21 protein-coding genes are annotated in these 26,402 nt (G+C 52.7%); 3 read left to right on the plus strand and 18 right to left on the minus strand.

Going from position 1 to position 26,402, the window contains the following annotated elements:
* Positions 1 to 24: 24 nt before the first annotated feature.
* The 16 genes from EHV15_RS29840 to EHV15_RS29915 all read right to left on the minus strand — a co-directional run bounded on the left by EHV15_RS29840 (position 25) and on the right by EHV15_RS29915 (position 20,426).
* The gene (locus EHV15_RS29840) at positions 25 to 1,977 is read right to left on the minus strand and encodes a stage V sporulation protein D (protein WP_128634453.1); all 1,953 of its coding nucleotides are present in this window, start codon (positions 1,975 to 1,977) and stop codon (positions 25 to 27) included.
* A 161-nt stretch (positions 1,978 to 2,138) separates the two neighbouring features.
* Positions 2,139 to 4,412: a penicillin-binding transpeptidase domain-containing protein gene (locus tag EHV15_RS29845; protein WP_128634454.1), complete on the minus strand. Its 2,274-nt coding sequence runs from the start codon at positions 4,410 to 4,412 to the stop codon at positions 2,139 to 2,141.
* A 68-nt stretch (positions 4,413 to 4,480) separates the two neighbouring features.
* The gene (locus EHV15_RS29850) at positions 4,481 to 6,754 is read right to left on the minus strand and encodes a penicillin-binding transpeptidase domain-containing protein (RefSeq protein ID WP_128634455.1); all 2,274 of its coding nucleotides are present in this window, start codon (positions 6,752 to 6,754) and stop codon (positions 4,481 to 4,483) included.
* Positions 6,755 to 6,777: 23 nt separating this feature from the next.
* Positions 6,778 to 7,248, minus strand: coding sequence for a hypothetical protein (locus tag EHV15_RS29855; protein ID WP_128634456.1), 471 nt, complete (start codon positions 7,246 to 7,248; stop codon positions 6,778 to 6,780).
* Positions 7,249 to 8,223 carry a 16S rRNA (cytosine(1402)-N(4))-methyltransferase RsmH gene (gene rsmH / locus EHV15_RS29860; protein ID WP_128634457.1) on the minus strand — a complete coding sequence of 325 codons (975 nt, stop codon included), beginning with the start codon at positions 8,221 to 8,223 and terminating at the stop codon, positions 7,249 to 7,251.
* Between the two features lie 99 nt (positions 8,224 to 8,322).
* Entirely contained in the window at positions 8,323 to 8,760 is a 438-nt protein-coding gene (gene mraZ / locus EHV15_RS29865; RefSeq protein WP_128634458.1) for a division/cell wall cluster transcriptional repressor MraZ, read from the minus strand.
* Positions 8,761 to 9,120: 360 nt separating this feature from the next.
* A complete protein-coding gene (locus tag EHV15_RS29870) occupies positions 9,121 to 10,389 on the minus strand; it encodes an adenosylhomocysteinase (protein WP_128634459.1) in 1,269 nt (422 codons plus the stop codon).
* Positions 10,390 to 10,405: 16 nt separating this feature from the next.
* Entirely contained in the window at positions 10,406 to 12,043 is a 1,638-nt protein-coding gene (bshC, locus tag EHV15_RS29875) for a bacillithiol biosynthesis cysteine-adding enzyme BshC (protein ID WP_128634460.1), read from the minus strand.
* A 185-nt stretch (positions 12,044 to 12,228) separates the two neighbouring features.
* A complete protein-coding gene (locus tag EHV15_RS29880; protein ID WP_128634461.1) occupies positions 12,229 to 13,173 on the minus strand; it encodes an ABC transporter ATP-binding protein in 945 nt (314 codons plus the stop codon).
* Positions 13,170 to 14,165 carry an ABC transporter ATP-binding protein gene (locus EHV15_RS29885; RefSeq protein WP_128634462.1) on the minus strand — a complete coding sequence of 332 codons (996 nt, stop codon included), beginning with the start codon at positions 14,163 to 14,165 and terminating at the stop codon, positions 13,170 to 13,172. The genes EHV15_RS29880 and EHV15_RS29885 overlap by 4 nt, the downstream gene beginning before the upstream one ends.
* Before the next feature lie 11 nt (positions 14,166 to 14,176).
* Complete coding sequence (locus EHV15_RS29890) at positions 14,177 to 15,139, minus strand: ABC transporter permease (protein WP_128634463.1); 963 nt, start codon at positions 15,137 to 15,139, stop codon at positions 14,177 to 14,179.
* Positions 15,140 to 15,142: 3 nt separating this feature from the next.
* Entirely contained in the window at positions 15,143 to 16,075 is a 933-nt protein-coding gene (locus tag EHV15_RS29895) for an ABC transporter permease (RefSeq protein ID WP_128634464.1), read from the minus strand.
* Positions 16,076 to 16,281: 206 nt separating this feature from the next.
* Positions 16,282 to 17,985, minus strand: coding sequence for a peptide ABC transporter substrate-binding protein (locus EHV15_RS29900; RefSeq protein ID WP_128634465.1), 1,704 nt, complete (start codon positions 17,983 to 17,985; stop codon positions 16,282 to 16,284).
* A 232-nt stretch (positions 17,986 to 18,217) separates the two neighbouring features.
* A complete protein-coding gene (locus EHV15_RS29905) occupies positions 18,218 to 18,604 on the minus strand; it encodes a DUF3397 domain-containing protein (RefSeq protein WP_246061824.1) in 387 nt (128 codons plus the stop codon).
* A gap of 52 nt (positions 18,605 to 18,656) precedes the next feature.
* Entirely contained in the window at positions 18,657 to 19,616 is a 960-nt protein-coding gene (locus EHV15_RS29910) for a ketopantoate reductase family protein (protein ID WP_128634466.1), read from the minus strand.
* Positions 19,617 to 19,775: 159 nt separating this feature from the next.
* Positions 19,776 to 20,426, minus strand: coding sequence for an RsfA family transcriptional regulator (locus EHV15_RS29915; protein WP_128634467.1), 651 nt, complete (start codon positions 20,424 to 20,426; stop codon positions 19,776 to 19,778).
* A 344-nt stretch (positions 20,427 to 20,770) separates the two neighbouring features.
* On the opposite strand from EHV15_RS29915, the gene EHV15_RS29920 reads away from it, so the two are divergent.
* Positions 20,771 to 21,007, plus strand: a complete 237-nt coding sequence (locus EHV15_RS29920; protein ID WP_036621366.1) for a DUF2626 family protein — start codon at positions 20,771 to 20,773, stop codon at positions 21,005 to 21,007.
* A 129-nt stretch (positions 21,008 to 21,136) separates the two neighbouring features.
* On the plus strand, positions 21,137 to 22,213 hold the full coding sequence (locus EHV15_RS29925) for a coiled-coil domain-containing protein (RefSeq protein WP_128634468.1): 1,077 nt from the start codon (positions 21,137 to 21,139) through the stop codon (positions 22,211 to 22,213).
* On the opposite strand, the gene EHV15_RS29930 is transcribed toward EHV15_RS29925, so the two are convergent.
* Positions 22,214 to 23,482 (minus strand): sugar ABC transporter substrate-binding protein, encoded by a 1,269-nt coding sequence (locus EHV15_RS29930; RefSeq protein WP_128634469.1) that lies wholly within the window; start codon positions 23,480 to 23,482, stop codon positions 22,214 to 22,216. It lies immediately after the preceding gene.
* Positions 23,483 to 24,326: 844 nt separating this feature from the next.
* Entirely contained in the window at positions 24,327 to 25,658 is a 1,332-nt protein-coding gene (locus EHV15_RS29935) for a PhoH family protein (RefSeq protein WP_128634470.1), read from the minus strand.
* A gap of 128 nt (positions 25,659 to 25,786) precedes the next feature.
* On the opposite strand from EHV15_RS29935, the gene EHV15_RS29940 reads away from it, so the two are divergent.
* Positions 25,787 to 26,374: a YhcN/YlaJ family sporulation lipoprotein gene (locus EHV15_RS29940; RefSeq protein WP_178075989.1), complete on the plus strand. Its 588-nt coding sequence runs from the start codon at positions 25,787 to 25,789 to the stop codon at positions 26,372 to 26,374.
* Positions 26,375 to 26,402: the final 28 nt, after the last annotated feature.

The raw sequence follows: 26,402 nt of genomic DNA on the forward strand, positions 1-26,402 counted from the left end.
CAAAAACTGCAAAGTTCAGGAAAATTATTCATTATGATTATGCAGTTGTTCCGCATCCGCCTCGCTGCCCATATAAATCCGGATCGTCGAACCCTTTTCGACCCGGGCTCCGGGTTTCGGCGCCTGGTTAATCACCACATTGCCCGCCCCCGATTTCGCCAGGTTGAAGTTCATGTTGAGGTCCTCATAGATCTCCTGCGCCGTATGTCCTATCAGATCGGGAACGGTGACGATCGGCGTCTCGCCGTATTTGTATTTCTTGGTGACCTGCTTTTGGCGGGGCGGAACTTGCATGTATTCCAGCGCATCCTCCATAATATTCCGCACGATCGGAGCGGCTACCACACCGCCGAATTGAACCCCTTGCGGATTGTCGACCGCCGTATAAACAACCAATTGCGGATCGTCCGCCGGAGCGAAGCCGATAAAAGAAACGATGTGCTCGTTTGCAGAATATCGCCCGTTAATGACCTTTTGCGCCGTCCCGGTCTTTCCGCCAACGCGGTAGCCATCGATGAAGGCGTTGCCGCCCGTGCCGTTGGCGACGACGCTTTCCAGTGCGGTTCGAACCTGCTTGGACGTCTCTTCCGAAATGACCTGGCGCACCAGCTGCGGCGTCGATTCCGAGACGACCTCGCCCGTGTCGGGGTTCGTCCACGACTTGGCGACGTAAGGCTTATACAGCTTCCCGCCGTTGATCGCGGCCGAAACCGCGGTGATCTGCTGAATCGGCGTCACCGACACCCCTTGGCCGAACGAGGTCGTCGCCAGTTCCACCGGGCCGACCCGGGACAGCTTGAAGAGGATTCCGTTTTCCTCGCCGTTCAGGTCGATCCCGGTTTTGCTGCCGAAGCCGAAATTTTTGATGTACTGGAACAGCGTTTCTTTGCCCAGGCGCTGCCCGAGCGCTACGAACCCGGGGTTGCAGGAATTCTCCACCACCTGGAGGAACGTCTGGCTGCCGTGCCCGCCCCTCTTCCAGCAGCGGAGCGTGGCCCCGCCAACCTTGACATACCCCGGATCAAAAAAACGATCTCCCAGCAGATCGACCTTTTTCTCTTGGAGCGCCGCGGCCAAGGTGATAATCTTGAACGTGGAACCCGGTTCGTATGTCATCCAAATCGGAAGGTTCCGGTTATATACCGCCGGATCGTATTCCTGATATTGCCCGGGCTCAAAGCCCGGTCTCGCCGCCATGCCCAAAATTTCGCCCGTCTTCGGATTCATTGCGATGGTCAGCGCCGAGTCGGCTTGCAGCCGGTCCATCGCCTGATCCAACTCGCGCTCGATGATGCTTTGGATCGGTTTGTCGATCGTCAGCGTCAGGTTCAGCCCGTCTTTTGGCTCCACATATTTCTCCGACGATCCCGGCATCAATCTGCCGCCGGCGTCGGACAAATAGGACACGCTTCCGTTCATGCCGCTCAGCAGGCTCTCGTATTTGCTTTCCACTCCGGTCAGCCCCTGGTTGTAGCTGCCGGTAAAACCTAAGATATGAGCGGCAAGTCCTCCATAAGGATAATATCTTTTGTTGTCTTCGGCAACAACAATACCCGGAAGAGCCAAATCACGAATTTGCTGCGCTTTTTCCATCGTAATTTTGCGTCCGCCGGGTTGCAGCCTGACTATGGATTGTTTCTTGGTGATCGACTTCAAGATCTCGTCCTCGTTCATGCCGACCAGAGGCGCCAAGCTTTTGGCCGTCTGCTCCCGATTTTTGATCTGCACCGGAATGGCCATGACCGTCGGGGTCGTGATATTGTAAGCAAGCACGTTGCCGTTCCGGTCGCTAATTTCTCCCCGCTTTGCCGAATAAGGGATGTTCCGGCGCCAGGAGTCCTCCGCTTTGGCCGACAACTCCGCCCCTTTTCCGATCTGCACATAGGCAAGGCGCACGGCAAGGGCCGCAAATAACAAACACAACACCATCAACAGCCAGAACAGTCTTCGTCTGACGGTAAACTTGGAAATTTTCACTGGTTGCCCCCCTATCCCATCCTGACGTTTGAATGTTTTCATATCAAGGATATTCAGGACAACCAGGGGTTAGAACAAGCTATGGCGAGTTCGCGGAGGCGTCCCCGCAGGAATGCTCCCCGGCGGAGGAGCTTTTTTGCCTGCGCAGGACCAGCGGAGCCCTAACCGCTTGGGCCCCCGCTGCCGGACTGTCCGTCATTGCCGCTTTTGTCCGCGCCCGCCGCGGACCCGCCGGAGGCTTCGCCGTCCGCCGCCTCACTGCCGGCCGCCGCTTCCCCCTTCGCTGCCTCCTCCGTGACCGGCGGTTCAAGCGTTAATTCGACCGCCCGCGCGCCGTTCGTTTCGACGACTTTTTGCGCCACGACGTAACCTTCGCCTGCCGCAGTTGCCGGCACCTGCAGCACGGCCAACAGCTCCATGGCATCGCGCAGCGATTTCCCCTTTAGGTTGGGGATCTTCATATCGGCGCCGTTTTCGGTCAGCAAATACACGAACTGGCCCGATTTCAGCACGCTCCCCGCTTTCGGGAAATGAGAGATGATTTCAGAGCCGCTTCCCAACGTCACGTAGGAAATCCCTTGGGCAGCGAGTTTGTTTTTGGCCTCCTGAACCGGCAGCTTGCTCATTTCCGGAACTTTAGGCCCGTTCGCGGCCTGTTTCGTTTTCTCGGCCCCGCTGTCGCTCGTTTTAGGCACGCCCATATACTGCAGGATTTGATTCATGATTTTTTTGAATACCGGGCCCGCCGCCGTACCGCCGCCTAAATCAGGATCCTTCGGTTCATCGATCAGAACCAGCAGGGCGACCTTCGGATCGTCCACCGGCGCGTAACCGACAAAAGAAACGACTTGCTTCAATTTGGTGTATTCGCCATTAACAGGCTTTACCGCCGTGCCCGTTTTCCCGGCAACCCTGTACCCCTCGATATAAGCGTGTTTACCGGTGCCGATCGTCCGGTCGGAAACGACCTGCTCCAAGTAGCTTCCAACTTCCTTGGCGGTTTCCGGCGTGATCACCTGGCGCACCACCTTGGGCTCGGTTTTTACCGTTTCCCCGGTCTGAGGGTCGGTCATCGATTTGACGATATGCGGCTCCATCAGCTTGCCGCCATTGGCTATAGCCGATATTGCAACGATCTGCTGCAGCGGCGTAACAAGCAGCTTGCCGTGCCCGTAGGACATCACCGCGAAATCGGCCTGCTGCTCCGGCTTCACGGTCCCTTTGTACTCACCCGGCAACTCGATGCCGGTCTTCTGTCCGAAACCAAAGTTATCGACGTAGGTTTTAAGGCGTTCGGGCCCCAGCTTTTCGTAGCCCAATTTGACGAACGCTACATTGCTGGAACGTTTGACGCCTTCCAAATATGTGATCGGGCCCCAACCGGATTCTTTAATATCGCTGACCGTTCGGCCCGCTATATGGATACTCCCGGACATATATCTATCCTCCGGATTAAACAAACCTTCCTGAACAGCTCCGGCTAAAGGTACGATTTTAAACGTGGAACCCGGCTCGTACACCGAACTGATGGCATGGTTGTAAAAATTTCTCTGCTCGACGCCAGCCCAATATTCGTTGGGATTGTAGGTGGGCATGTTCGCCATCCCGAGAATTTCCATCGTGTTCGGATCGGCGGCGATAACGGTCATGCTGATCGGCTGCAGCTCGTTATACGCTTCCTTCATCGCTTGTTCGATGTAATGCTGGATCGTATTATCGATCGTCAGCTGCAGATTCTGCCCGTTTTTCGCCGGCTGGTAAATTTCGCTGGCTTTCGGGATTTCGATCCCTCTGCCGTCGCGCTTATATTCGATATAACCGTCTTCTCCCTTAAGCTTCTCGTCGTAAGAAGCCTCCAGGCCGGACACCGCGTTTCCGTCGCGGTCGGTATAGCCCAAAATATGAGCGGCTAGGCTATTTTTAGGATAATAGCGTTTCTGTTCCTTCATCAAATAAATGCCGGTGTCTTCCACTTTCTCATGCTCTTGCAGCAGCTTGTTTCGGAAAGCCTCCACTTGATCGCTAAGCTCCTGGTCAATCTTCAAACCTTCATTCCGCACTTCCCGATGGGTGTAATACTCCCCGTCTTTCGTCTTGGCATTGACGAGGTCGCGCATCTCCTGCTCATCCTTACCGAGAATCCGGCTTAACCCCTCAGTCACTTCATTTTCCAGCCCGCTGGCATGAATGGTCTTCGGATTGATCGCCACCGTATAGGCGGGAGCGTCCATAGCCAATACGTCGCCTTTGCGGTCCGTGATCGTTCCCCGTGCGGCGGGCAAATCCTTTTTGGTGGACCATAGTTCTTCGGCATGGGCCTGCCAAAAATCCTCCTGAACAATCTGCAGCCAAAACACTCTTCCTATCAATACAGCAAAAAAGAGGGTGGCGCATCCCCCTATCAGCAATGTTCGCAGTCTAATTCTTTTAATCATCGCAAGACCTCTCCAATTGCCGTTATTTCCGAGCCGGCTTTAGCGTCAGCGCCGGCCCCGGCGGAGCCTTAGCCGCTTGGGCTCCCGCCGCCGGACTGTCCGTCATCGCCGCTTTTGTCCGCGCCTGCCGCGGACTCGCCGGAGGCTTCGCCGTCCGCCGCCTCACTGCCGGCTGACGCTTCCCCCTTCGCTGCCTCCTCGGTGACCGGCGGTTCAAGCGTTAATTCGACCCTTCGCGCCCCGTTTTCTTCGATCACTTTTTGCGAGGCGACGTATCCTTCCCCCTTCGCGGTGACCGGCACCTGAAGAACCGATAGCAACTCCAACGCATCCCGCAGCGATTCTCCTTTCAGGTTCGGGATTTTCATGTTCGCCCCTTCTTCGGTCAGCAAATACACAAATTGGCCCGTTTTCAGGAAACTTCCCGCTTTGGGGTATTGGGAGATAATTCCCGTACCGCTTCCCAAGGTCGCGTAGGATATCCCTGAAGCGACAAGGGTGTCTTTGGCTTTCTGCACGTCCATTCCCTTAAGGTCGGGAACCTTCGGCCCGCTCTCAGCCTGCTTAGTTTTGTCGGCGTTGGCGTCGCTCGTTTTAGGTACGCCCATGTACTGCAGAATTTGATTCATGATTTTTTTGAACACCGGGCCCGCCGCTGTACCGCCGCCCAGTTCAGGGTCCTTCGGCTCGTCGATTACAACGATGATTGCAACTTTCGGATCGTCAACCGGCGCATACCCGATAAAGGAAACAACCTGCTTGGAATAGTTGTATTCGCCGTTGACAACTTTTACGGCCGTGCCCGTTTTCCCGGCGATCCGGTAACCCTCAATGTAAGCATGGCGGCCGGTACCGATTTTCTGGTCGGAAACGACCTGTTCCAAATAACCGCCAACTTCCTTTGCGGTTTCCGGCGTGATCACCTGGCGGATAACTTTAGGTTCAGTTTTCTCCGTTTTACCGGTTTGCGGATCGGTGATGGATTTGACGATATGCGGCTCCATCAACTTGCCCCCGTTCGCCACCGCCGACACCGCAACGACCTGCTGCAGCGGCGTAACGAGCAGCTTGCCGTGCCCGTAGGACATCGCCGCGAAGTCGGCCTGCTGCACCGGGTCCACGATCCCTTTGGCCTCACCCGGAAGCTCGATGCCCGTCTTTTGCCCGAACCCGAAATTGTCGACATAGCTTTTCAGCCGCTCGGGGCCCAGCATCTCATAACCCAGTTTGACAAAACCGACGTTACTGGAACGTTTCACACCCTCCAAGTAAGTGATCGGCCCCCAGCCGGATCGTTTTAAATCGTGGATCGTTCGCCCCGGAACACGGATACTACCCGACATATAAGTGGCATTCGGGTTAAAAAGACCTTCCTGAACAGCCCCGGCCAAGGTCACAATTTTAAATGTGGAACCCGGCTCGTACACCGATTTGATAGCATGGTTGTAAAAGTTTTTCTGATCGACGTCGGCCCAATATTCATTCGGGTTATATGTAGGCATGTTCGCCATCCCGAGAATTTCCATCGTTTTCGGATCGACGGCGATGACGCTCATGCTGATCGGCTGCAGCTCGTTATACGCTTCCTTCATCGCTTGTTCGATGTAATGCTGGATCGTATCGTCAATCGTCAACTGCAGATTCTGCCCGTTTTTCGCCGGCTGGTAAATTTCGCTGGCTTTCGGGATCTCGATTCCCCTGCCGTCGCGTTTGTATTCAAGGTAGCCGTCCTGTCCCTTAAGCTCCTCGTCGTAAGAAGCCTCCAGGCCGGACACCGCGTTTCCGTCGCGGTCGGTATAGCCCAAAATATGAGCGGCCAGGCTCTTTTGAGGATAATAGCGTTTTTGCTCCTTCATCAAATAAATGCCGGTGTCTTTCAATTTCTCATGCTCTTGCAGCAGCTTGTTTCTGAAAGCTTCCACTTGATCGCTGAGTTCCTGGTCAATTTTCAAGCCTTCGTTGCGCACTTCCCGATGGGTGGAATATTTCCCGTCTTTCGTCTTGGCATTGACGAGGTCGCGCATCTCCTGCTCATCTTTACCGAGAATCCGGCTTAACCCCTCAGTCACTTCATTTTCCAGCCCGCTGGCATGAATGATCTCCGGATTGATCGCCACCGTATAGGCGGGAGCGTCCATGGCCAATACGTCGCCTTTGCGGTCCGTGATCGTTCCCCGTGCGGCGGGCAAATCCTTTTTGGTAGACCATAGTTCTTCGGCGTGGGCCTGCCAAAAATCCTCCTGAACAATCTGCAGCCAAAACACTCTTCCTATCAATACAGCAAAAAAGAGGGTGACGCATCCCCCTATTAGCAATGTTCGAAGTTTTATTCTCTTGGTCATGGTAAAACCTCTTTAAACTAAGATTATTTTCGGATTGCCGTCAGGCCATCCGCATTGCCCGTCTCTTCCAATGAGCCGTCAGTCTCCGCGCTGTCGTCCGGAGTTGCCGCCGATGATGCTCCCGCCGGAACCTGAACATGGAACCCTTCTTCTTCCGGCTCAACATAACCAAGTTTGGCCGCTTCCTCAGGGATTTGCTCCTCCAGTTTTTCTTTTTTGACCGACAATTCCTTGATCTCGGCGCTCATCGCTTGAATATCCGTATTCAAATTAAACATTTGCCGCTTGATGTTGTAAAGTGTAACATTTTGCCATAAAAGACCGGCCATCACCGCCACGCAAAAAATAATCGTCACCATGTACAGCAGTTTCTCGCGAACCGGAAGCGTTGAGCGGCGAGTGACGACCTTCGTCGTTTCGCGATAGCGCTGTGACGGATACTTACGTTCTGCTGACTTTTCTTTTACTGCCAAGTTCCCCCGCGAATAAGCCATTTACGATTCCTCCACTAAGGTTTGCAATTTCTCCGCCACGCGCAATTTTGCCGACCGCGCCCGCGAGTTTTCGGCCAGTTCCCTCTCCGTCGGAACCACCGGTTTCCGGTTTATTAACTTCAGCGACCCCTTTCCCCCGCACACGCACATCGGAAAGTCGGGAGGACAGGTGCATTTCTCCACATAACCGGCAAAAATCTGCTTGCAGATGCGGTCCTCCAAAGAATGAAAGGTGATGACCGAAACTCTTCCGCCCGGCGCCAAACAACGAATCGCGGCATGCAAGCCGTCTTCAAACGCGCCAAGCTCGTCGTTTACGGCGATCCGCAGCGCCTGAAAGCTGCGTTTGGCGGGGTGCCCGCCCGTTCGCCGGGCCGCCGCCGGGATTCCTTCCTTGATCAGCTCGACCAGTTGACCGGTCGTTTCCACCGGCTCCTGTTCGCGCCTCTCCACAATGACCTTGGCGATGCGCCTGGAGAACTTCTCTTCTCCGTACTGGAACAAAATGCGGGCAATTTCCCGCTCCGGCCATTCGTTAACGATTTCCCGGGCCGTGAGCCGCGCCGTTTGATCCATGCGCATATCAAGCGGAGCATCGGCGTTGTAGCTGAAGCCGCGTTCCCCCTCGTCGAACTGCGGAGACGAAACGCCTAGATCAAACAGCACGCCGTCCACTTGCGGAACCCCGTTCAGCCGAGGGATACCGCCCAGCTCCAGCAGCTTTTGTTCCAGATGGCGAAAATTGCTTTTCACCAAAGTTAACTTGTCCGCATAAGGGGCCAAACGTTCTTTGGCATTGTCCAGCGCCCAGTCGTCCTGATCAAAAGCAATCAGCCTGCCGCCTTCGCCAAGCCGGGACAAAATAACCGAGCTGTGGCCGCCGCCCCCCAGCGTGCAATCTACGTAAATGCCGTCCGGCTTGATGCGCAGCCCTTCTGTCGCTTCTTCTTTAAGCACCGTGATGTGATGAAACACGACTAACGCCCCTCCAGACTAGAACTTGATTTTAAATAAACCTGGTTACATCTTCGAAAGCCGGCTTTTTAACTATCTTTAGATATTGTTAACTACCTTTTAAAGGTCGAAATTGAAGTCGACCAGCTTCTCGGCAATCTCGTTAAACGTATCCTCAGACTGCTGGAAGTATTGCTCCCAAATGTCCCGGCTCCAAATCTCAACCCGATTAGATACGCCCAGAACGGCGCAATCCTTCTCCAGCTTCGCGTACTGCCTTAAATTGCTTGGCAAGTTTACCCTTCCCTGTTTATCCCACTCGCATTCCGTAGCACCGGAGAAAAAAAAGCGGGTAAACGCACGCGCATCCGACTTCATGAGCGGCAAAGCTTTCAGCTTCTGTTCCAGCACTTCCCATTCCTGCATCGGATAAACGAAAAGACACTGGTCCAAGCCGCGGGTAACCACAAAAGAGCTTCCGAGGAGATCACGAAACTTAGCCGGGATAATAATCCGGCCTTTGTCGTCAATGCTATGTTGGAATTCCCCCATAAACATTGCTGTCTCACTCCCTACCTCTTTCCCCCACTTTACACCACTTTGCTCCACATGTTAAGTACCTATTCTGCATTCAGCGGAAAAATCCTGCTTGTGGGCGGAAATTTTTTAACAAGGGGGGAGACTGGTGTACAGCGTAACAGTGAAAAATTCGGGCTATCGATCGCAATTGTTATAAAGAGAACTAGTCTAGCTGAGAAAGTTACCTGAGCGTATAGGGAGATAGTTTGGACAAGGAAAGATACGTGAGCTTATGGTGAGGCGCACAGAGGTGAATAAACAAAAAAGCGAGCAGCCGGGAGTATCATACTCCGGCTGCTCGCCAAAATGACAGGCCCTGGCCACGCCTCGGCCGGCCGATTAATGCTCCTGCCAGCTGTCGAGATAGGCGCGCTGCTCGGCGGAAAGCGTGTCGATGCCTACGCCGAGGCTTTCCAGCTTGAAGCGGGCTACTTGCTCATCGAGTTCATACGGCACGTTAACGACCGTGCTGCCGATTTCCTTATAGCGGTCATTGACATACTTCAGCGACAACGCCTGAAGCGCAAACGTCATGTCCATGATTTCGGCCGGATGTCCGTCGCCAGCCGCGAGGTTGACGAGACGGCCTTCGGCAAGGATATACACTTTCCGTCCGTCCTTCAATTGATATTCCTCGATATTGCGGCGTACGGTCCGCACCGAGACGGAACGCTCCTGCAGTTCGGGTTTGTTCACCTCTACGTCGAAATGGCCGGCATTCGACAAAATCGCCCCGTCTTTCATCACATCGTAATGCTCGCCGCGAATGACGTCCCGGTTGCCGGTTACCGTCACGAAGAAATCGCCGAGTTTGGCGGCTTCCAGCATCGGCATTACGCGGAACCCGTCCATGTAGGCTTCAACAGCTTTGATCGCATCGACTTCGGTGACGATAACGTTTGCGCCAAGCCCCTTGGCCCGCATCGCCACGCCTTTGCCGCACCAGCCGTAGCCGACGACGACGACGGTTTTGCCCGCGACGACCAAATTCGTCGTGCGGTTGATACCGTCCCACACCGATTGTCCGGTGCCGTAGCGGTTGTCGAACAAATATTTGCAGTATGCATCGTTTACCGCGACCATCGGGAATTTAAGTTTTCCTTCCTTATCCATCGCTTTCAGGCGCAAAATGCCGGTCGTCGTTTCCTCGGCGCCGCCACGGACATTTCCCAGCAGGTCCGGCCGTTCGGAATGCAGGATCGTCACCAAATCGCCGCCGTCGTCGATGATCAGATCGGGTTTCGTTTCCAACGCCTTGATCAAGAGAGCTTTGTACTCCGCCGGTTCCGGGTTGTATTTGGCAAATACCGTAACCCCGTCTTCCACGAGCGCCGCGCAGACATCATCCTGGGTCGACAGCGGATTGCTTCCGGTGATCGTCACTTCGGCTCCGCCGGCTTGCACCACTTTCGCCAAATAAGCGGTTTTCGCTTCAAGGTGGAGCGAGATCGTCACTTTCAATCCTCTAAACGGCTGTTCCGCTTCAAACTGTTTGCGGATCCGGTTCAGCACCGGCATGTGGGCCTCCACCCAATCGATTTTGAGATGCCCCTCCGGCGCAAGCTTCAAGTCCGTAATAATGCTGTTTTGAATCGCTGCTGAACTCATTTTTGATCTGCCTCCTCTATAAATAAATAATTCGGTGCGTACCCGTGATGTCATAAGGAATATCCATCAATACGTCAATCCATTCCGCGCCAAACCGGTTCATATAATAAAATATGTTGTAAACCCGTTCCTGCGGCTTCCGCAGAGGAATCAGCGATAACTCAATCCGCTCGAAATGGCGCAATCCCGCTTCATTGCTTTTTTCCAGGGCATCCTTTGCCTTGCCGCGCAAATAGTCGATCTGATCGTAAATTTTATCGCGATTGGCAGTCCCTAATTTCAGCAGCCCGTTTTGGATAGCGGCGAGCTGTTCGATCAGCGGATCGTACATTTCGCCAAAAGCCGACTTGATTTCGTCGAAACGGGCATCGATATGAAGCGCGTCCTGATTTGCCAGCCACGCTTCGCGTTTTTGCCGCAGTACCTCAAGGTCTTTGACGTCGTTCCAGCTAAGGCCGTATTTTTCCATATGCTTCTGCAACGTGCCCTCCACCACGGTAAAAGACTCCCGCGCCAGCAGCAGCGGCATTTGCAAGCCCAGCTTGCCGAACGCTTTGCGGGTTAACGCCCAGTAGGAGATTTCCCCCGGACCCAGCACGGCGCCGAGAACCGGCAAAATACTGTCCTGCATTAGCGGCCGGGTCAACACATTGTTGCTGAAACGCTCCGGATGCTCGCGAAGCTCGGCCAACAGTTCATCCCGGGTGAAGGAAACCTTCCCTTTCCGGTCGGCGAAGCCGCCTTCCCGCTTGAACAACAGCAGCCGCTCCTGCTCATGTATGTAAAACAGATTGGCTCCGCTTTCGCTTACTTCGGCTTGCGGTTCGTATCCTAGCCCGGCCAAATCGCGCAAACTTTCGAAGTAAGCCGACTCCAGCTCGTCGTTTTGCCGGATGATTGCTTCAAATACCGGGGTCTCCAGCTTACGGAGCTCGCGATCCGCGGAATCCAGCAGCACAAGGCCGAATTTGCCGAACCAGGCACCCATCAGCTTGGCGAAACATTCGGACAGACTCGCCGATTCCGCAGCGGAACGTCTGAACAACTCCATCAAGCCGGACTTAAACTCGCTGCCCGGAAGCAGTTGCTCCAGCTCATCCGCCGCCTGCTCCCATTCCTCCCTTTGGACCTGGCTAAAGCTGACCGGCAGGCGGTTATCCGCATCGCGCAAGATGCGAATACGCTTGACCTGCAGATCCGGAGATAAAAAGTAGGAATGATTCACTTCATCCCAATCGTGATCCTCCCCGGCAATCCAAAACACCGGCACGACCGGCCGATTCAGTTTGGCGGCGGCGGTTTTGGCCGCTTTAATAATCGTGATCGCCTTATAAATCACCAGCAGCGGCCCGGTAAACAAGCCGCTTTGCTGCCCGCCGGCGATGACCGCGGTCCCCGGTTGCGCTAGCCTGCTGAGCGCCTGCTCCACAGCGGCATCCGGATTATGCAGACGATTGTATTCGCGCAGCCGGCTTACCAAGGCGGTCCGGTTTATCCGGCGATGCTCCGTTTCATCCAGCCATTTGAGCCGTCTGTGCCAGCTTTCATCCAACGCCGGATCATATTCGTAAAGAGCGGCGACCGCTCCAAAACGATGCGCATATGCTTCCGCAAGCGGCCCGGCGGGCGCCAGAAGATCTTCTACTATATTCATCAGGTTACCTGCCTCCTGTTCTTCCATGCAAACCTTCCTTGATTGTACCGGATACTCTGCGTACCCGTCAAAGATAACCTTACTTTTGTTAAATTTCTCACTTTCCGTAAGCCTGAAACGGCATAAACGGCAAAAAACTCCCGCTGCCGGTTTAACCGTGCAGCCGGAGTTTACCACAAAACAGCTTAGCCTTTTTTCGGCATCGCCACAAAATGACCTTTGGACACTTCAACCAGCTCCGAATTGTCCAGATCGAACAATCCGCCGTCGGTATTGCCGTCCTTGGAAGTAATCGGGCCGTTCCCCGTATCCTCCAAGTGAATCCGCTTCTTGTTCGCTTCGATCTCCGGGTCCGGAATCGGAATCGCGGACAGCAGCGTCTTCGTATACGGGTGCTGCGGGTTGGCGTAAAGCTCTTCGCTTTCCGCGAGCTCAACGATCCGGCCCAGATACATGACGGCTACGCGATCGCTGATATGTTTAACCATCGACAAATCGTGGGCGATGAACAAATACGTTAAACCGAGGCGGTCCTGCAGTTCTTTAAGCAGGTTGACCACCTGCGCTTGAATGGACACGTCGAGCGCCGAAATCGGTTCGTCGCAGATGATGAACTTCGGATTTACCGCCAGCGCCCGGGCAATTCCGATCCGCTGCCGTTGTCCGCCGGAAAATTCGTGCGGATAACGCGTCGCATGATCGGGATTCAAGCCGACCATATCAAGCAGCTCTTCCACGCGTTTTTTGCGCTCCGCCCGCGATCCGGCCATGCCGTGGATGTCCAGTGCTTCGCCGATGATATCCGTAACCGTAAACCGCGGATTCAACGAGGCGTACGGATCTTGGAAGATCATCTGCATATCGCGGCGCATCGCCTTCATTTTCCGCGGATGAAGTTTCGTAATATCGGTTCCGTTAAAACGAATGCTGCCGGCGGTTGGCTCGTACAAGCGAAGGATCGTGCGTCCCGCGGTCGATTTCCCGCAGCCCGACTCGCCAACGAGGCCTAGCGTTTCGCCTTCGGCAATCGAGAAGCTGATGTCGTTAACGGCTTTCAGCACATTGCCGCCGCCGACGTTAAAATATTTCTTGAGCCCTTCGACTTCGATCAACGTTTTCCCAATACTCATGACGACTGTCCCTCCCTGGCCATCGGATGAAGATCCCAGCAACGGGCCGTATGCGTATCGCTGAATACGGTCGCTCCCGGATCGATGCGTTCGCAAATCTTCATCGCATGCTCGCAGCGTGCCGCAAATGGACAGCCAACCGGCGGTTTAATCAAATCGGGCGGAGTGCCGATAATAGGAATAAGGGGCTCCCCTTTCTTTTGATCCAACCGCGGCATCGAGCGCAGCAAGCCTTTCGTGTAAGGATGCTGCGGGTTTTTAAAGATTTCCCACTTCGTTCCGGTTTCTACAACTTCCCCGGCATACATGACGATGACGCGATCGCACATGCCGGCAACGACACCAAGGTCGTGGGTAATCAAAATGATGGAAGTGCCGAGATGCTCCTGCATCTCTTTCATGACGTCCATGATTTGTGCCTGAATCGTAACGTCAAGCGCTGTCGTCGGTTCGTCCGCGATCAGCAGCGCCGGACGGCATGCAAGAGCAATAGCGATCATGACGCGCTGCCGCATGCCCCCGGAAAATTCGTGAGGGTATTGGTTAAAGCGGGCTTCCGCATTTTTAATGCCGACTAGCTTCAGCATTTCAATGGCACGCTCTTTCGCTTCGCCCGCTGACATTTTCTGATGTTTGATTAACACTTCGGTAATCTGTCGGCCTACTTTAATGGTAGGATTCAAAGAGGTCATCGGGTCCTGAAAAATCATGCCGATATCTTTACCGCGAATGGCTTCCATTTGTTTATTGCTTTTGGTCAACAGGTTTTCGCCTTGAAAAATAATTTCACCTTGCTTAATGATTGACGGAGGGGACGGAATCAGACGCATGATCGTTTGGGCCGTTACGCTTTTACCGCTGCCGGATTCACCGACAATCGCGACCGTTTCCCCTTTCCCCACTTCGAAGTTCATGCCGCGAACAGCTTTGACTTCTCCGCCTCTGACTTGAAAGGACACATGCAAATCTTTGATTTGTAGAATCGGCTCCATCATTCCACCTCCTATTTCTTCAGTTTAGGATCCAGCGCGTCGCGAAGGCCGTCGCCGAAAATGTTAAACGCCAGCATGATCAAGCTGATCAATATGGCCGGGAACAACATGCGCCACGGATAGTACAGCCATCCTGTCAAAGCATCGTTAATCATGGAACCAAGCGATGCGATCGGAGCCTGCACACCAAGACCAAGGAAGCTTAAGAACGCTTCGGCAAAAATCGCTTTTGGTACGGACAACGTCACCGTGACGATGATCGGTCCAACCGCATTTGGCAGCAGATGGCGGAACAGTAAACGCCCCGAGCCTGCGCCCATCGAACGGGATGCCAGCACGAACTCGCGGTTTTTGAGCTGCATAATCTCGCCGCGGACAATCCACGACATGTTGATCCAGCCCGTGATCGTTAAAGCCAATATGATCGTTCCCAGGCTTGGCTCGAGCACGACCAGCAGCAAAATCGTCACCAGCAGGTACGGAATAGCGTACAAAATCTCGGAAAACTTATTCATAATTTCATCAACGCGGCCGCCAAAGTATCCCATGATACCGCCATAAATAACACCGATCAACAAGTCGATGCATGCGGCAGCCAAACCTACAATCAGAGAAATTCGCGCGCCCATCCAAGTACGGACGAACATATCGCGACCGAGGTCGTCGGTCCCAAACCAGTGCTGAGCGGACGGTCCCTTGTTGGTGCTCATCAGATCATTGGAATAATAGTTTAAACCATTGATTTTTTCGACGATCCATGGGGCGACGATAGCGGCAAGTGAGATGATAACAAGGACGACAAGCGCCGTCATAGCCATCTTGTTGCTGCACAAACGATACCAGGCATCCCGCCATGCGGAAATACTCTCGCGCTGAATGACCTCGGCTTCTTTCTCGTCCGTTCCGATTTTCCGAAAATCCTCGGGGGTCAGATCCGCCGGAGCCGGCATCACTTTTACGGAATTCGCATCCATCCTTTAGCCCTCCTTCCTTCCGCTTAGCTTGATTCGCGGATCTACGAATACGTAAGCGATATCCGTTATAAAACGCGCCGACATCAGCAATACCCCGTAAAAGATCGTAATCCCCATAATCAGCGGATAGTCACGGACGCTGATCGCCTGCACGAACTGTTTGCCGATCCCGCCAATCCCAAAGATTTGCTCGATTACGACCGAGCCGGTAACGATGTCGGCCGTCATTGGCCCAAGATAAGTAATGACCGGCATAATTCCGTTGCGGATAACGTGGCGGAACAAAATCGCCATCCAGCCCAAACCTTTCGCTTTGGCCGTCTTGATATAGTCGGCATGCAATACTTCCAGCATGCTTGAACGCGTCAGACGGGCGATAAAAGCGATCGGCTGCGCGGTTAACGCCGCTACAGGAAGCACGTAATACAGCGGTCCCTTAAAGCCCATCGTCGGAAGCCAGTGCAGCTTGGAGGCAAACACATATTGCAGCAAAGAAGCAACTACAAAGCTCGGCACCGCGATCCCTAACACCGCCAGCACCATAGCCACATTGTCGATCAATTTGCGATGATACAATGCTGCCAGCATGCCAAGCAGCACCCCGACGATTACGGCAACGATAATCGCGACGATCCCCAGCTTCAAGGACGCCGAAAACGTTTGCCCGATGATTTTGGACACATCCTGGTTAATCATCTTCATGGAAATGCCCAAATCTCCGTGCGCAACATCACTCAAATATTTTAAATACTGCTGATAAACGGGCTTGTCGAGTCCAAGTTGTTCATAAAGGCGCTCCTTAATCGCGGGAGGCACCTGTTTTTCTGACGTTAGCGGATCACCTGGAATGGCTTTCATCAGAAAAAAGGTGGCCGAGATCAGAATGAATAACGAAACCAACATGTAAAAAAACTTATTGGCAATATAACGTATCATGCCCGTTCACACCTCCTTCTTGTATATTTCGACACATATCGATTCTAGGTGAAAAGAACTAGTTTGTCTATTCCATATATTTGTATAAGTACGAAATACTTGGGAGAAAACCGCACATAAAAAATCGGGATATATATGAAGTAGCCCACATATATATCCCGAAGTTGCTATTCGCTTCGTTCTTGCATGGGCCTGCCCTTTACGGATTAATGTTCGAGCAGGTACGCGCGGGTATAGTCAACAGCACCGCTAAAGTCAAGGAATACACCCTTCAGGTATGGCTTCTCGGCCGCAACGTTCGTGTAGTAGTAAAGCGGCATCACGACCATGTTGTCTTGAATGAAGATTTTTTCGGCTTTTGCGAAGGCTTCATCGCGTTTAGCCATATCTTCGGTAGCTTTCGCTTCGGCAATCAGCTTGTCGTATTCCTCGTTGGAGAAACCGGTGTCGTTGTTGCCGCCGTCAGTTACCCACATATCCAAAAACGTCATCGGATCGTTGTAGTCGGCGGTCCAGCCGGCACGAGCCACTTGGTAATTCAGGTTTTGGCGATTTTCGACAAATACGGCCCATTCTTGGTTTTGTGTCTTCACGTCAACGCCAAGATTTTTCTTCCACATGTCGGCTATAGCCAGCGCTACTTTCTTATGCGCATCGCTGGAGTTGTAGATCAACGTGATTTCCGGAAGTTTCGTATAACCTTTTTCCTTCATGCCTTGCTCAAGCAGTTTTTTCGCTTCTTCCACATTTTCCGTGAAATAGTCGTCTTTGTGCTCGTTGCGGTATTCGTCGTTTACGCCTTTGATGCCCGGAGGAACGTAACCGAACGCCGGAAGCTGTCCGCCAAGGGTTACGTTATCGACGATCGCTTGACGGTCGATAGACATAGCAAAGGCTTTACGGATATTCACGTTATCGAACGGCTCGGCCGTTACGTTAAATTCGTAGTAATAGGTACTTGCGATACCTTTGATTTCCAGTTCGTCTTTCAGCTGGTCTCTCAGAATCGGGATTTGGTCGGTTGGAATTTCACCGTTCGGATGGCCGGCGCGATCCAACTCACCGTTTTGGTAACCAGCCAATTCCGTTGAGCTGCTGTTCACCAAAGTCATGTTGATTTTGTTCAGCTTGATGTTGTCTTTATCCCAGTAGTTTTCGTTTTTCGTAACTTCGATCGTTGAGCCTTTCACCCAATTGGTCAGCGTGAACGGGCCGTTTACGATCATTTTGCTTTGGTCAACCGCCCATTTCGGGTCATCCTTGACGGATGGGTGAACCGGATAATAAGTGTAGAAAGAGGTCAGGCCTACAAAATAAGGCGTAGGAGCTACCAGATCAACTTGCAGTGTATAATCATCCACCGCTTTCACGCCAACTTGGCTGAAATCGGTAATTTTTCCTTCATTATATTCTTGAGCGTTTTTCAAATAATACAATTGGTAAGCATAAGGAGCCGCCGGTTGTGTTTCCGGGCTCAGCACGCGCTCCCACGCAAACACGAAATCATTTGCCGTTACAGGATCGCCATTGCTCCATTTTGCATCTTTACGAAGGTGGAACGTGTATTGAGTGCCATCATCATTTGGTTCCCATTTTTCGGCTACACCCGGAACGGATTGACCGGATCCATCCTGACGCGTAAGACCTTCATACATCGTCTTAAGCACCGTGTTGGACTGGCTGTCTTGGGCTTGAGCCGGATCGAATGTAGGCGGTTCCGCGCTCAGGTTGATTTTCAGCGTTTGATCCGCGGCTAATTTCTCCTCACCGCTGTCGCCGCTGTTGGATGCCGTGTTGTTGCCTCCGTTAGCAGCACCGTTGCTGCCGCCGTTTGATCCGCACGCGGAAAGCAAAGTGCCCACGGCGAGAACGAGCGTCAGAAGCAGGAGTAGACTTTTACTCTTCTTCATCTAGCGATATCCCCCTTAAAATATTGTGGTATATGTTTTTAGATTATACAACCAGCGGTCAAAAAAATCCAACATAAATTTTCGGTAATTCCGCGTTTTTCGCCAAAAACGGCCCGCTCATGTAACAAAATCGTCCGTTATCCCATATTGACAATCGCTCTTTCTTAACAATTAACCTCGAGTGTCATGATTTTATTCGTCATTTGGAGATTTGTGGTTTGTATAGTATAGTTTAGGCGGTCAAAATATATGTAATAAAACTGATTATAAATAAAAGAATGTAAGCGACCCCTGTCCCCGCAAACGTCAAGCGCCACACCGCGCGCAGCAGCCGCCGCACGTCCACCTTGCCTTTCAGGCGTGTCTGCGCCCCGCCGATCAATCCGCCGGCAACGAGCAGAATAATAACGATCAAGTAAAAACCAAACGTGGAGTGAAACACATTGTTGAACAAGGCGGCCGCCCCCAAGATCAGAAACAACGTCGTGACGTCCATCGCCAGCATAATGGCGGCTTTTTTCTCGCGTTTTACCCCATAGTAATATATGAAATAAACGAGCAGAAACGGAATGACCGGAATCATGGAAAACACGATAAGAAAAGTGGCCAAAACACTCAAAAACCCACCTCCTTTATGTTGGAAAAGAAAAGCTCACACAAAAAGTTAGTAACTATATTTTTATATTCATGTCAGGTTGCATCGCCCTGATAAGCTGCCAGACCAGCTCATGTCCAGGGGCGGAAACCTGCTTGGCGCGCGCCATTTCCACCAGACGGCCGTTGATAAAATCGACTTCCGTCGGGTTTCCCGAGAGGATATCCTTCAGCATCGACGAGGTGTTGCCGGCGGTAGAGCGGCAAACTTCCAGGATTTGCGCAAAGATATCGGCGTCGTACGCGATCCCGTTTGCCCGAAAAATGCGTTCCCCTTCGTCGCACAGCTGCCGCATCACCGATCTTCGCGCCTCCGATTCCAGCAATTGGCCGTTCGGAATCCGCCAAATCGCCGTTAACGGATTGATAACCGCATTGATGAGCAGCTTCCTGAACATTTCTCTCCCGATGTCATTCGACAAAAAGGCATCAAATCCTGCCTTTTGGAGCATTTTTACCAAACTTTCTCCCGAAAAATCAGGAAAATCCATCGCTTGATGGACTCCGACGCGCGTTTCACCAAAACCGGCGCGGGTTACGCGGCGGCCGTCCGATCGTTTTGCTCCCTCCGTGGTGATCGCCGCATACAGCGCCTGTCCCGGGATCATTTGCCGGATCCGTTCCAAATGCCCTGCTCCATTTTGAAAACAAACGATGTTGGTATCCTTTCCGGCAAGGCGGCCGCAAGCTGACAATAAAGCTTCGGTAATGTGGCCCTGCTTCGTCATCAACAGCAGCCAATCCGGTTCCTCCGCCAAATTCGTTCCGGCCGTATGATCAAGCGTGCCCGCCGCAAACCGTTTTCCTTCTATAATATGCACCGTTCCGTCAGGCTCCGTAAGCTCGATTCCTTCCTTTCGGAGCAGCGCCGCCTGCTCGGCCGTCCTTGCCCAGAACCGCACACGTTCTCCCGCCGCAGCCAGTTTCCCGCCAAACAGCAGCCCAAGCGCCCCCGCCCCAACAATATCTATCTTCACCTTAGCTAACTTCCCTTCGCTGTCTTATCGCAAATCCTCTATAATTATTCCTCTTCATTTTATACCAAACCCTTCCCCCAAAACACAAAAATCCCGCCATACGGCGGGACTTCTATCAACTTTCCTGTGTTTTAACGGGATTTTTGCGTTTTGCGCCCCCTACTCGATACGCTCCAAATTTCCGTTCGCGTCCATCTTAAATCGCGATTTGCTTTCTTCGTCCTCTTCGTTCAGAAAAGCAAGGCGGCGGGCCCGGTCCATGATTTGGATTAAAGCCTTGTAGTCATCGTTAACCGCTCGGTAGTCGGTTTGCACTTCATTGACCTGCGCCGAGAGGCGTTCGTTTTCCTCCTTCAGCGCGGCCATTTCCTCTTCCTTTTCCCGCAATTCCTTTTCCAGCGCTTTGACATGCCGGTTCGTTTCCTGCACCGTGTTTTTCCAGCCGCGCAAAAAGCGGATGACCGCATCGATGGAAATCGTTTCTTCCGTCACGCCTTCGCTTCGGTAACCGTCCTCCGTCTCCACCGAAGCGAGGGAAGCGATGCCGGAACCTGCCGAGAGCGACGATTGCTTTTTCATATAATTCCGTTTTTGCCGTTGGGCTTTGGCTATGCTGATCGCCGCTTCATATTTTTTACGGACGCAGCTGTTCCAGCGGAACCCGCAAGCGGCCGCCGTTCTGCCGATCCGTTCCCCAACCTCCTCGAATGCGGTAAGCTGTGTGCTGCCCTCCCGAATATGGCGAAGAGTCACCTCGGCCAAAATTAAATCATCTTCCGCGCTCCATGCGTCTTGTCTCACTGCTGTCATGCTATAAAAACCTCCTAACGACATCCTAGTCTTAATCCGTTTTCCCGCCGGCATTCCGGCAGGCGAATAAGTGAAAAGCTTCTTACTCCATTTCTATGCCTCTCATAGAGTTCATAGAATCTATTTGATACTAAAATGTATTTCCAAAATCGGGGTTCTCCATACCTAATGAATAAACGTAAAGAAAAACATCGGGAAATCCAAGTATTTACCATAATATTCATCACATTTCGCCGTGCAAACCCAGGCTAATTATTGACTTTTCGTTTACACATATCAGGCTAACGGGTATAATGATTAAAGAAATGGGATGTTCGTTGATACATATGAAAGGGGGATTTTTCGTGGCACGCATGTTCCGTGTCCTTGGCTTCTTTACCCTTGCCATTGGACTCATGGCCTTTGCCGGCGGTATGACCGAAATGGCGTTGCTGTTTTTCCTGCAAACCGCCTTTTTCGTTCTTTTCGGTTACCTGAAGTTTACGGAAAGAACGTATATCCTGCTGTTCTGGGGATATATGATCGTCGCCTTTACAGGTTTCAGCTATTGGACGGTCTTCAAAATGGGTTTGCCACTATAATCCGAATAAAAAAAGCATTGCAAAAGGCGGTTCGACCTCAGGTCGAGCCGCCTTTTTTCATGATCCCTGCTATTTCCTCGCTTGGTAACATATATATATAGTACAACTACTCACGGGAGAGGATCTTTTTTGAACAAACATTATCCATCCTTGATATTGCTGCTGATTTTCATCTTCGCTTCCCTCTTTCCGCCGCCGGTATGGGCCGAGCCGTTTACGGAAGAGGAACAGCAAATATTGGAGCAAAGCTTGTCCATCAAGGAGATCGATAGAGAGATCGCCCGCATTGAAGCCCGGCAGCAGGAGACGGAAACGGCGATTCGTCAACTGTCCGCACAACTGGCCGAGAAAAACGAACAAATCCGGAGCAGCCGGGAACAGGCAGGAGCGCGTATACGCGCTTATTATATGGGGGAGCGGGAGAATCTGTTTGCCGCCTTGCTGTCGGCGGGGAGTTTAAAGGATTTTTTTACCGTGCTGGATTATTATCAATTGATCTTGGAGCGCGACCGCATCGTGCTGGGCAAGTACAAATCCGAATATGCCGGTCTGGTGCATACGAAACAGGAGCTGGAAGTCGTGTCGGACGATCTTGCGCGGATGAAGGCGGAACTTCAGCTTCAGCGGGAGCGTGTCACTGCCCTGCAGCAGCAAGTGGACAAATCCCTCGGCCTTAGCGCGGATCCGGAAAAATTGAAAGCGATGATCGAGGAATTGATGGCCTATTGGGAAAACGTCGGACTCTATGAGCTGAGAAAATATTTCGCAGCGCTGTCCGCGGTGATGTCCGAGTTTCCCGACTTTTTGAATGAATACGAGGACAGCCTGGCCGCCGAAAAAGGCGGTTACAGCCTTACGATTCGGCAGGAAGAGCTTAACGGATTTCTGCATCGCAAAAACGAACTGCTGAAAGACATCAGCTTCACCTTCCTTGAGAACCAAATTACCGTGCAGGGCAGCCGGGAACAGCTTAAGCTTAAAGTGGAAGGACATTACACCGTAGAACATGAACCGGAAAACTCCATTACTTTCCACGTTGACCGTTTGCTGTTCAACGGCTTGGAGCTGCCCGACACGACCCGGGCCGAGCTCGAGCGCGATTTTGATCTTGGCTTTTATCCCAAAAAAATCGTTCCTTTTGTAGAAGCCACCGAGGTGATGATTGCCCAGGGAATTTTAGTCGTCAAACTGAAGTTGTCGTTTTGATTATTGGCCGATCCGGCCAAGCTTGTCCGCAAAAGACCCTGCACTCATTTTGCCGTTCAAATACTGCTTCATGAGACCGGAAAACTCCTCCAGCCCGGCCGGAAGGCCGCTTCCGGCCGGCACCGCGGATATCGCTCCCGATGCCGCAAACGATGAGATCCAATCCGGCAGCTTGTATTTCACAGCCTCATCGTAGATCGCACGCGATACCGGGAGGTGCCCCGTCGCTTCAAACCATTGGCTTTGACTGTCGGAGGAGGTCATCGCTTCGATCCACTCCCCCGCGGCATCGGCGTTTTGGGAATGCGAAGAAACCGCGAAACTCCGCCCGGCGATCCAGGTCGTAAACCGGTCCCGCTGCTTCCCGGGAAACATGACGGTTGTCCCCGCTTGCGGATGCTTTGCGGCCTCCGAAGCCGTTGTTAATATCATCGCAAGCTCGCCGCGTTGCAGTTTGCTCCACAAGTCCTGATTACCCGCCTGCGGCGAATCCGACGATATCAAAAGGGGCCGAAGCTGCTCCAGCCGTTTTAGCGCGGCTCGCATTTCGCCGTTAAGCGCAAAAGGGGAAGCTTGTACGTTCTCCCGGGCGCCGCCAAGCTGCCAAAGCAGTGTCAGAGAAGCATAAGGGTCGCTTCCGTCCATACCCAGCAAATGCTGGGGAAGCCGTCTTTTTTCGGAACCGGACGCAAGCAGATCATTCCACGCGTCCGGCGAATCCGGGGGCGTATCCATCCCCATATCTTTCAGCACAGCATCGGAGAATACATATACATAAGGGTCGGCATCCGCCGGTACTCCCCACACATAACCGTTCCATTCGTTCGGAATGAGGGAAACGCTTAATACTTCTCCCGACAAAACCCCCGAATAGTAGATTTCCGTTGGCAGCAAATATCCGTCCGCCGCGAATTGACGCACCCAAGCATTGTCCAGCAGCAGAACGTCAGGCGACTCGCCCAGCTTCAACAAATTTTGAAACGAAGCGTAGGCTTCTTCCGAAGCAACGTTCGTCAGCTCGACCTGGATCTTATGGCTGTCCATAAACGTCCGGTTCATTTGCTCAAGCTGGCGAAAATCGGCCTCGTTCATCTGCACCGCTACCCGGATTTGCCCCGTTTCCTGCGGAACCTCGGTTTGCGGAACACTGACCGGCGGCTCGTCGCCGCGGTCCTCGGAACGGACCAGCCCCGTTTCCTTGCTGGGGGACAAGTTGATCAATGCCAGAAGAAGGAGGGCAAAAAGCACCCAATGGTTTTTCCGCTTCACACCCGTTCATCCTCTCCGCCCCAGAGGAAGGAGTAGGAGTAATCCCTAGCCTCTGTACGGCCCTGTCATAAAACTATCGCTATTTATTGTAACAAATGACAAATCAAATTGTCCCGCCAAAAATTAGAAAAAACCTCGCCACTGGCGAGGTTCTTTGTCATGCAAACCCATACGCTAAGTGCAAGGGGAGGGATGGGTATGGGGTTCCACCCGCTGTTAGAGTCAGGTTCTTATGGAACTTACTTTAAGGTTAGAACCTGACTCTAAAGGCGGGCCGTAAACTTTCCACCCCATACCCATTCCCTCTTTTGTTCTACTACGAGTACCCTTCCCCTTCTTTCAAGAGCAGAAGTACCGAGTAATTCGGCTCTTTCTAATTTGTGGGACACTGCTCTAACGGACTCCAGCGACGTTATTCGCCCATTTCCCGGGTATTTCCCAGCCTAACGGACCCACATGACTCTATTTTGCTCTAAAAGAGTTCACCCGGGCCGATTCGAGGTAAATAAGGTCATCTGTGTCCCTTATATTTTGCAAACCTCCATTTTTCCGCAGATAACGTCTCTGGAGTCCTTTAGCCGGAATTTTTATAATTCTGTTTAGAAAGACGCGAGCCGGATCAGCTCGCGCCTAAATTGTTCTTTATCTTTTCACACACTTTAGTATGAGTTCAAAAAGGCCGGTTTTCAGCACCGAGAAGGTTGGATGAAGCTAGGGACTGAGGAGCGGAGCGTACGTTTTGGGTACGTGAGCACCGGAAGGCCCGGCTGAATTCAAGATTCGATGCCGAGTTACTTCTTGATTTGCTTCGTGATCAAAAGCGGGCTTTTTGAACTACCTCTTTTCACAGCAAATCGGCCGCCACTTGCGCCAGCTTGGAACGTTCCCCCTTCTCCAGCGTGATATGTCCGCTAATTCCCTGATCCCTAAAGCGTTCCACGAGACCCGTCAGGCCGTTGCTGGAAAAATCGAGATAGGGATGGTCGATTTGCTCAGGATCTCCCATGAGTACGATTTTACTGCCTTCCCCGACCCGGGACACGATCGTTTTCACCTCATGGCGCGTCAGGTTTTGCGCCTCATCCACGATAATAAACTGCCCGGGAATGGAGCGCCCGCGGATATAGGTCAGCGCCTCCACCTGGATGCTGCCGAGCCCCATCAATATTTTCTCGATATCCCCTGACTTTTTCGTATCGAACAGGAATTCCAGGTTATCGTAGATCGGCTGCATCCAGGGACGCAGCTTTTCTTCTTTTTCCCCGGGCAAAAATCCGATATCCTTCCCCATCGGCACGACGGGGCGGGCGATCAGTAGCTTCTTGTATTTGTGTTCGTCCTCCACTTTAAGCAGGCCGGCGGCCAGGGCCAGCAGCGTTTTGCCGGTTCCCGCCTTGCCGGTGATCGTCACCAGCGGAATATCGTCGTTCAGCAGAAGTTCCAGCGCCATCCGCTGCTGCGCGTTGCGGGCGTTGATTCCCCATACCGGCTCATTGCTTAAATACAGCGGCTCAAGGCGGCTGGCGTCGTCATTCAGTTTCAGCAGGGCGGATTTTCCGCTGCCCATCTCATCTTTTAAAATAACAAACTCGTGCGGATAAAGGGAATAATGGAGTCCCAGCAGTTTGACCGGTAAGGAACGATAGGTGTAAAACTCATCGATGATCGAAGGATGGACTTTAATGGTGGAATATCCTCCGTACAAATCGCTTGGCCCGACCGTACGGTCCGATAAATAATCCTGAGCGGTCAGTCCGAGCACATCCGCTTTGATACGGACGAGCACGTCCTTGCTGACCAGCACGACCGGCCGCGGATCGGGCAGTTCCTTTTGTTCCAAATGGTAGTTGAGCGCCACGGCCAAAATCCGGTTATCGTTCGTCACCTCGCCGAACATCTCCTGGACTTTGATGAAGCTGCGATGGTTTAACTCCACTTTGATCCTGCCGCCGCCTTCGAGCGGAACCCCATCGTGCAGGTGACCCGTTTCGCGCAATCCATCGAGCAGCCGAGAGACGCCCCGGGCGTTGCGGCCCAGTTCGTCGGCGTTGCGCTTCTTCGTATCGATCTCCTCCAGCACGACGGCCGGTATGACTACATCATGTTCATCGAAGGCAAAAATCGCATTCGGATCGTGCAGCAATACATTGGTATCCAATACAAAGATTTTTTTCATCTTATCCCCTCCACCGCGGTCATTGCAGCCTTATGTTTTCATACATATTTTTTTCCGCCCCGGGAAATCTATATCGTGATAACTTATCGTCGAATCAAGAGATCATTTCCGAAAGGACGGATCCAACTATGCGAATATGGCTGTGTTTGTTATTGACGGCTCCCCTGCTTGCGAGCTGCGGAACTGCTACTGAAAAGGCATCACCCTCTCCACAAAATCAAACAGGCACTGTTCCCCGGACGCAAAGCGTGAGCCCAAACGTAAGTCCGGATATGGCGAACGCTGGGAACATGTCAGATCGGGATAGACAAGTGTATTTGGAAAAACTTGTTGAAAAAGTGCCTGGCGTCAAAGGCGCGCATTGCGTCGTCATGGGCAATACCGCCGTCGTCGGCATCGACGTCGACAGCCGGCTGGAACGTGCCCGCGTAGGAAGCATCAAATATACAGTGGCTGAAGCCCTTCGTAAAGATCCCCAAGGGGCAGGGGCGATCATAACGGCCGATATGGACTTGAACCAGCGCCTCGCGGAAGTCGGAAAAAAAATCCGGCAGGGCCATCCCGTAGCCGGTTTGGCCACTGAACTCGCCGATATTATCGGGCGGATCGTTCCGCAGATGCCAAGCGGCACCCGGCCACAGACGGGCGAAAGCCCCACGAGAATGAATTTGGCCCCGGGCGATCAGAACAGACAAATCCCGCCAAAAACCCGCTAAGTTTGTCCCAGTAAGGCAAAAAAAGCCT

This window comes from Paenibacillus oralis, assembly GCF_003863965.1.
Taxonomy (GTDB): Bacteria; Bacillota; Bacilli; order Paenibacillales; family Paenibacillaceae; genus Fontibacillus; species Fontibacillus oralis.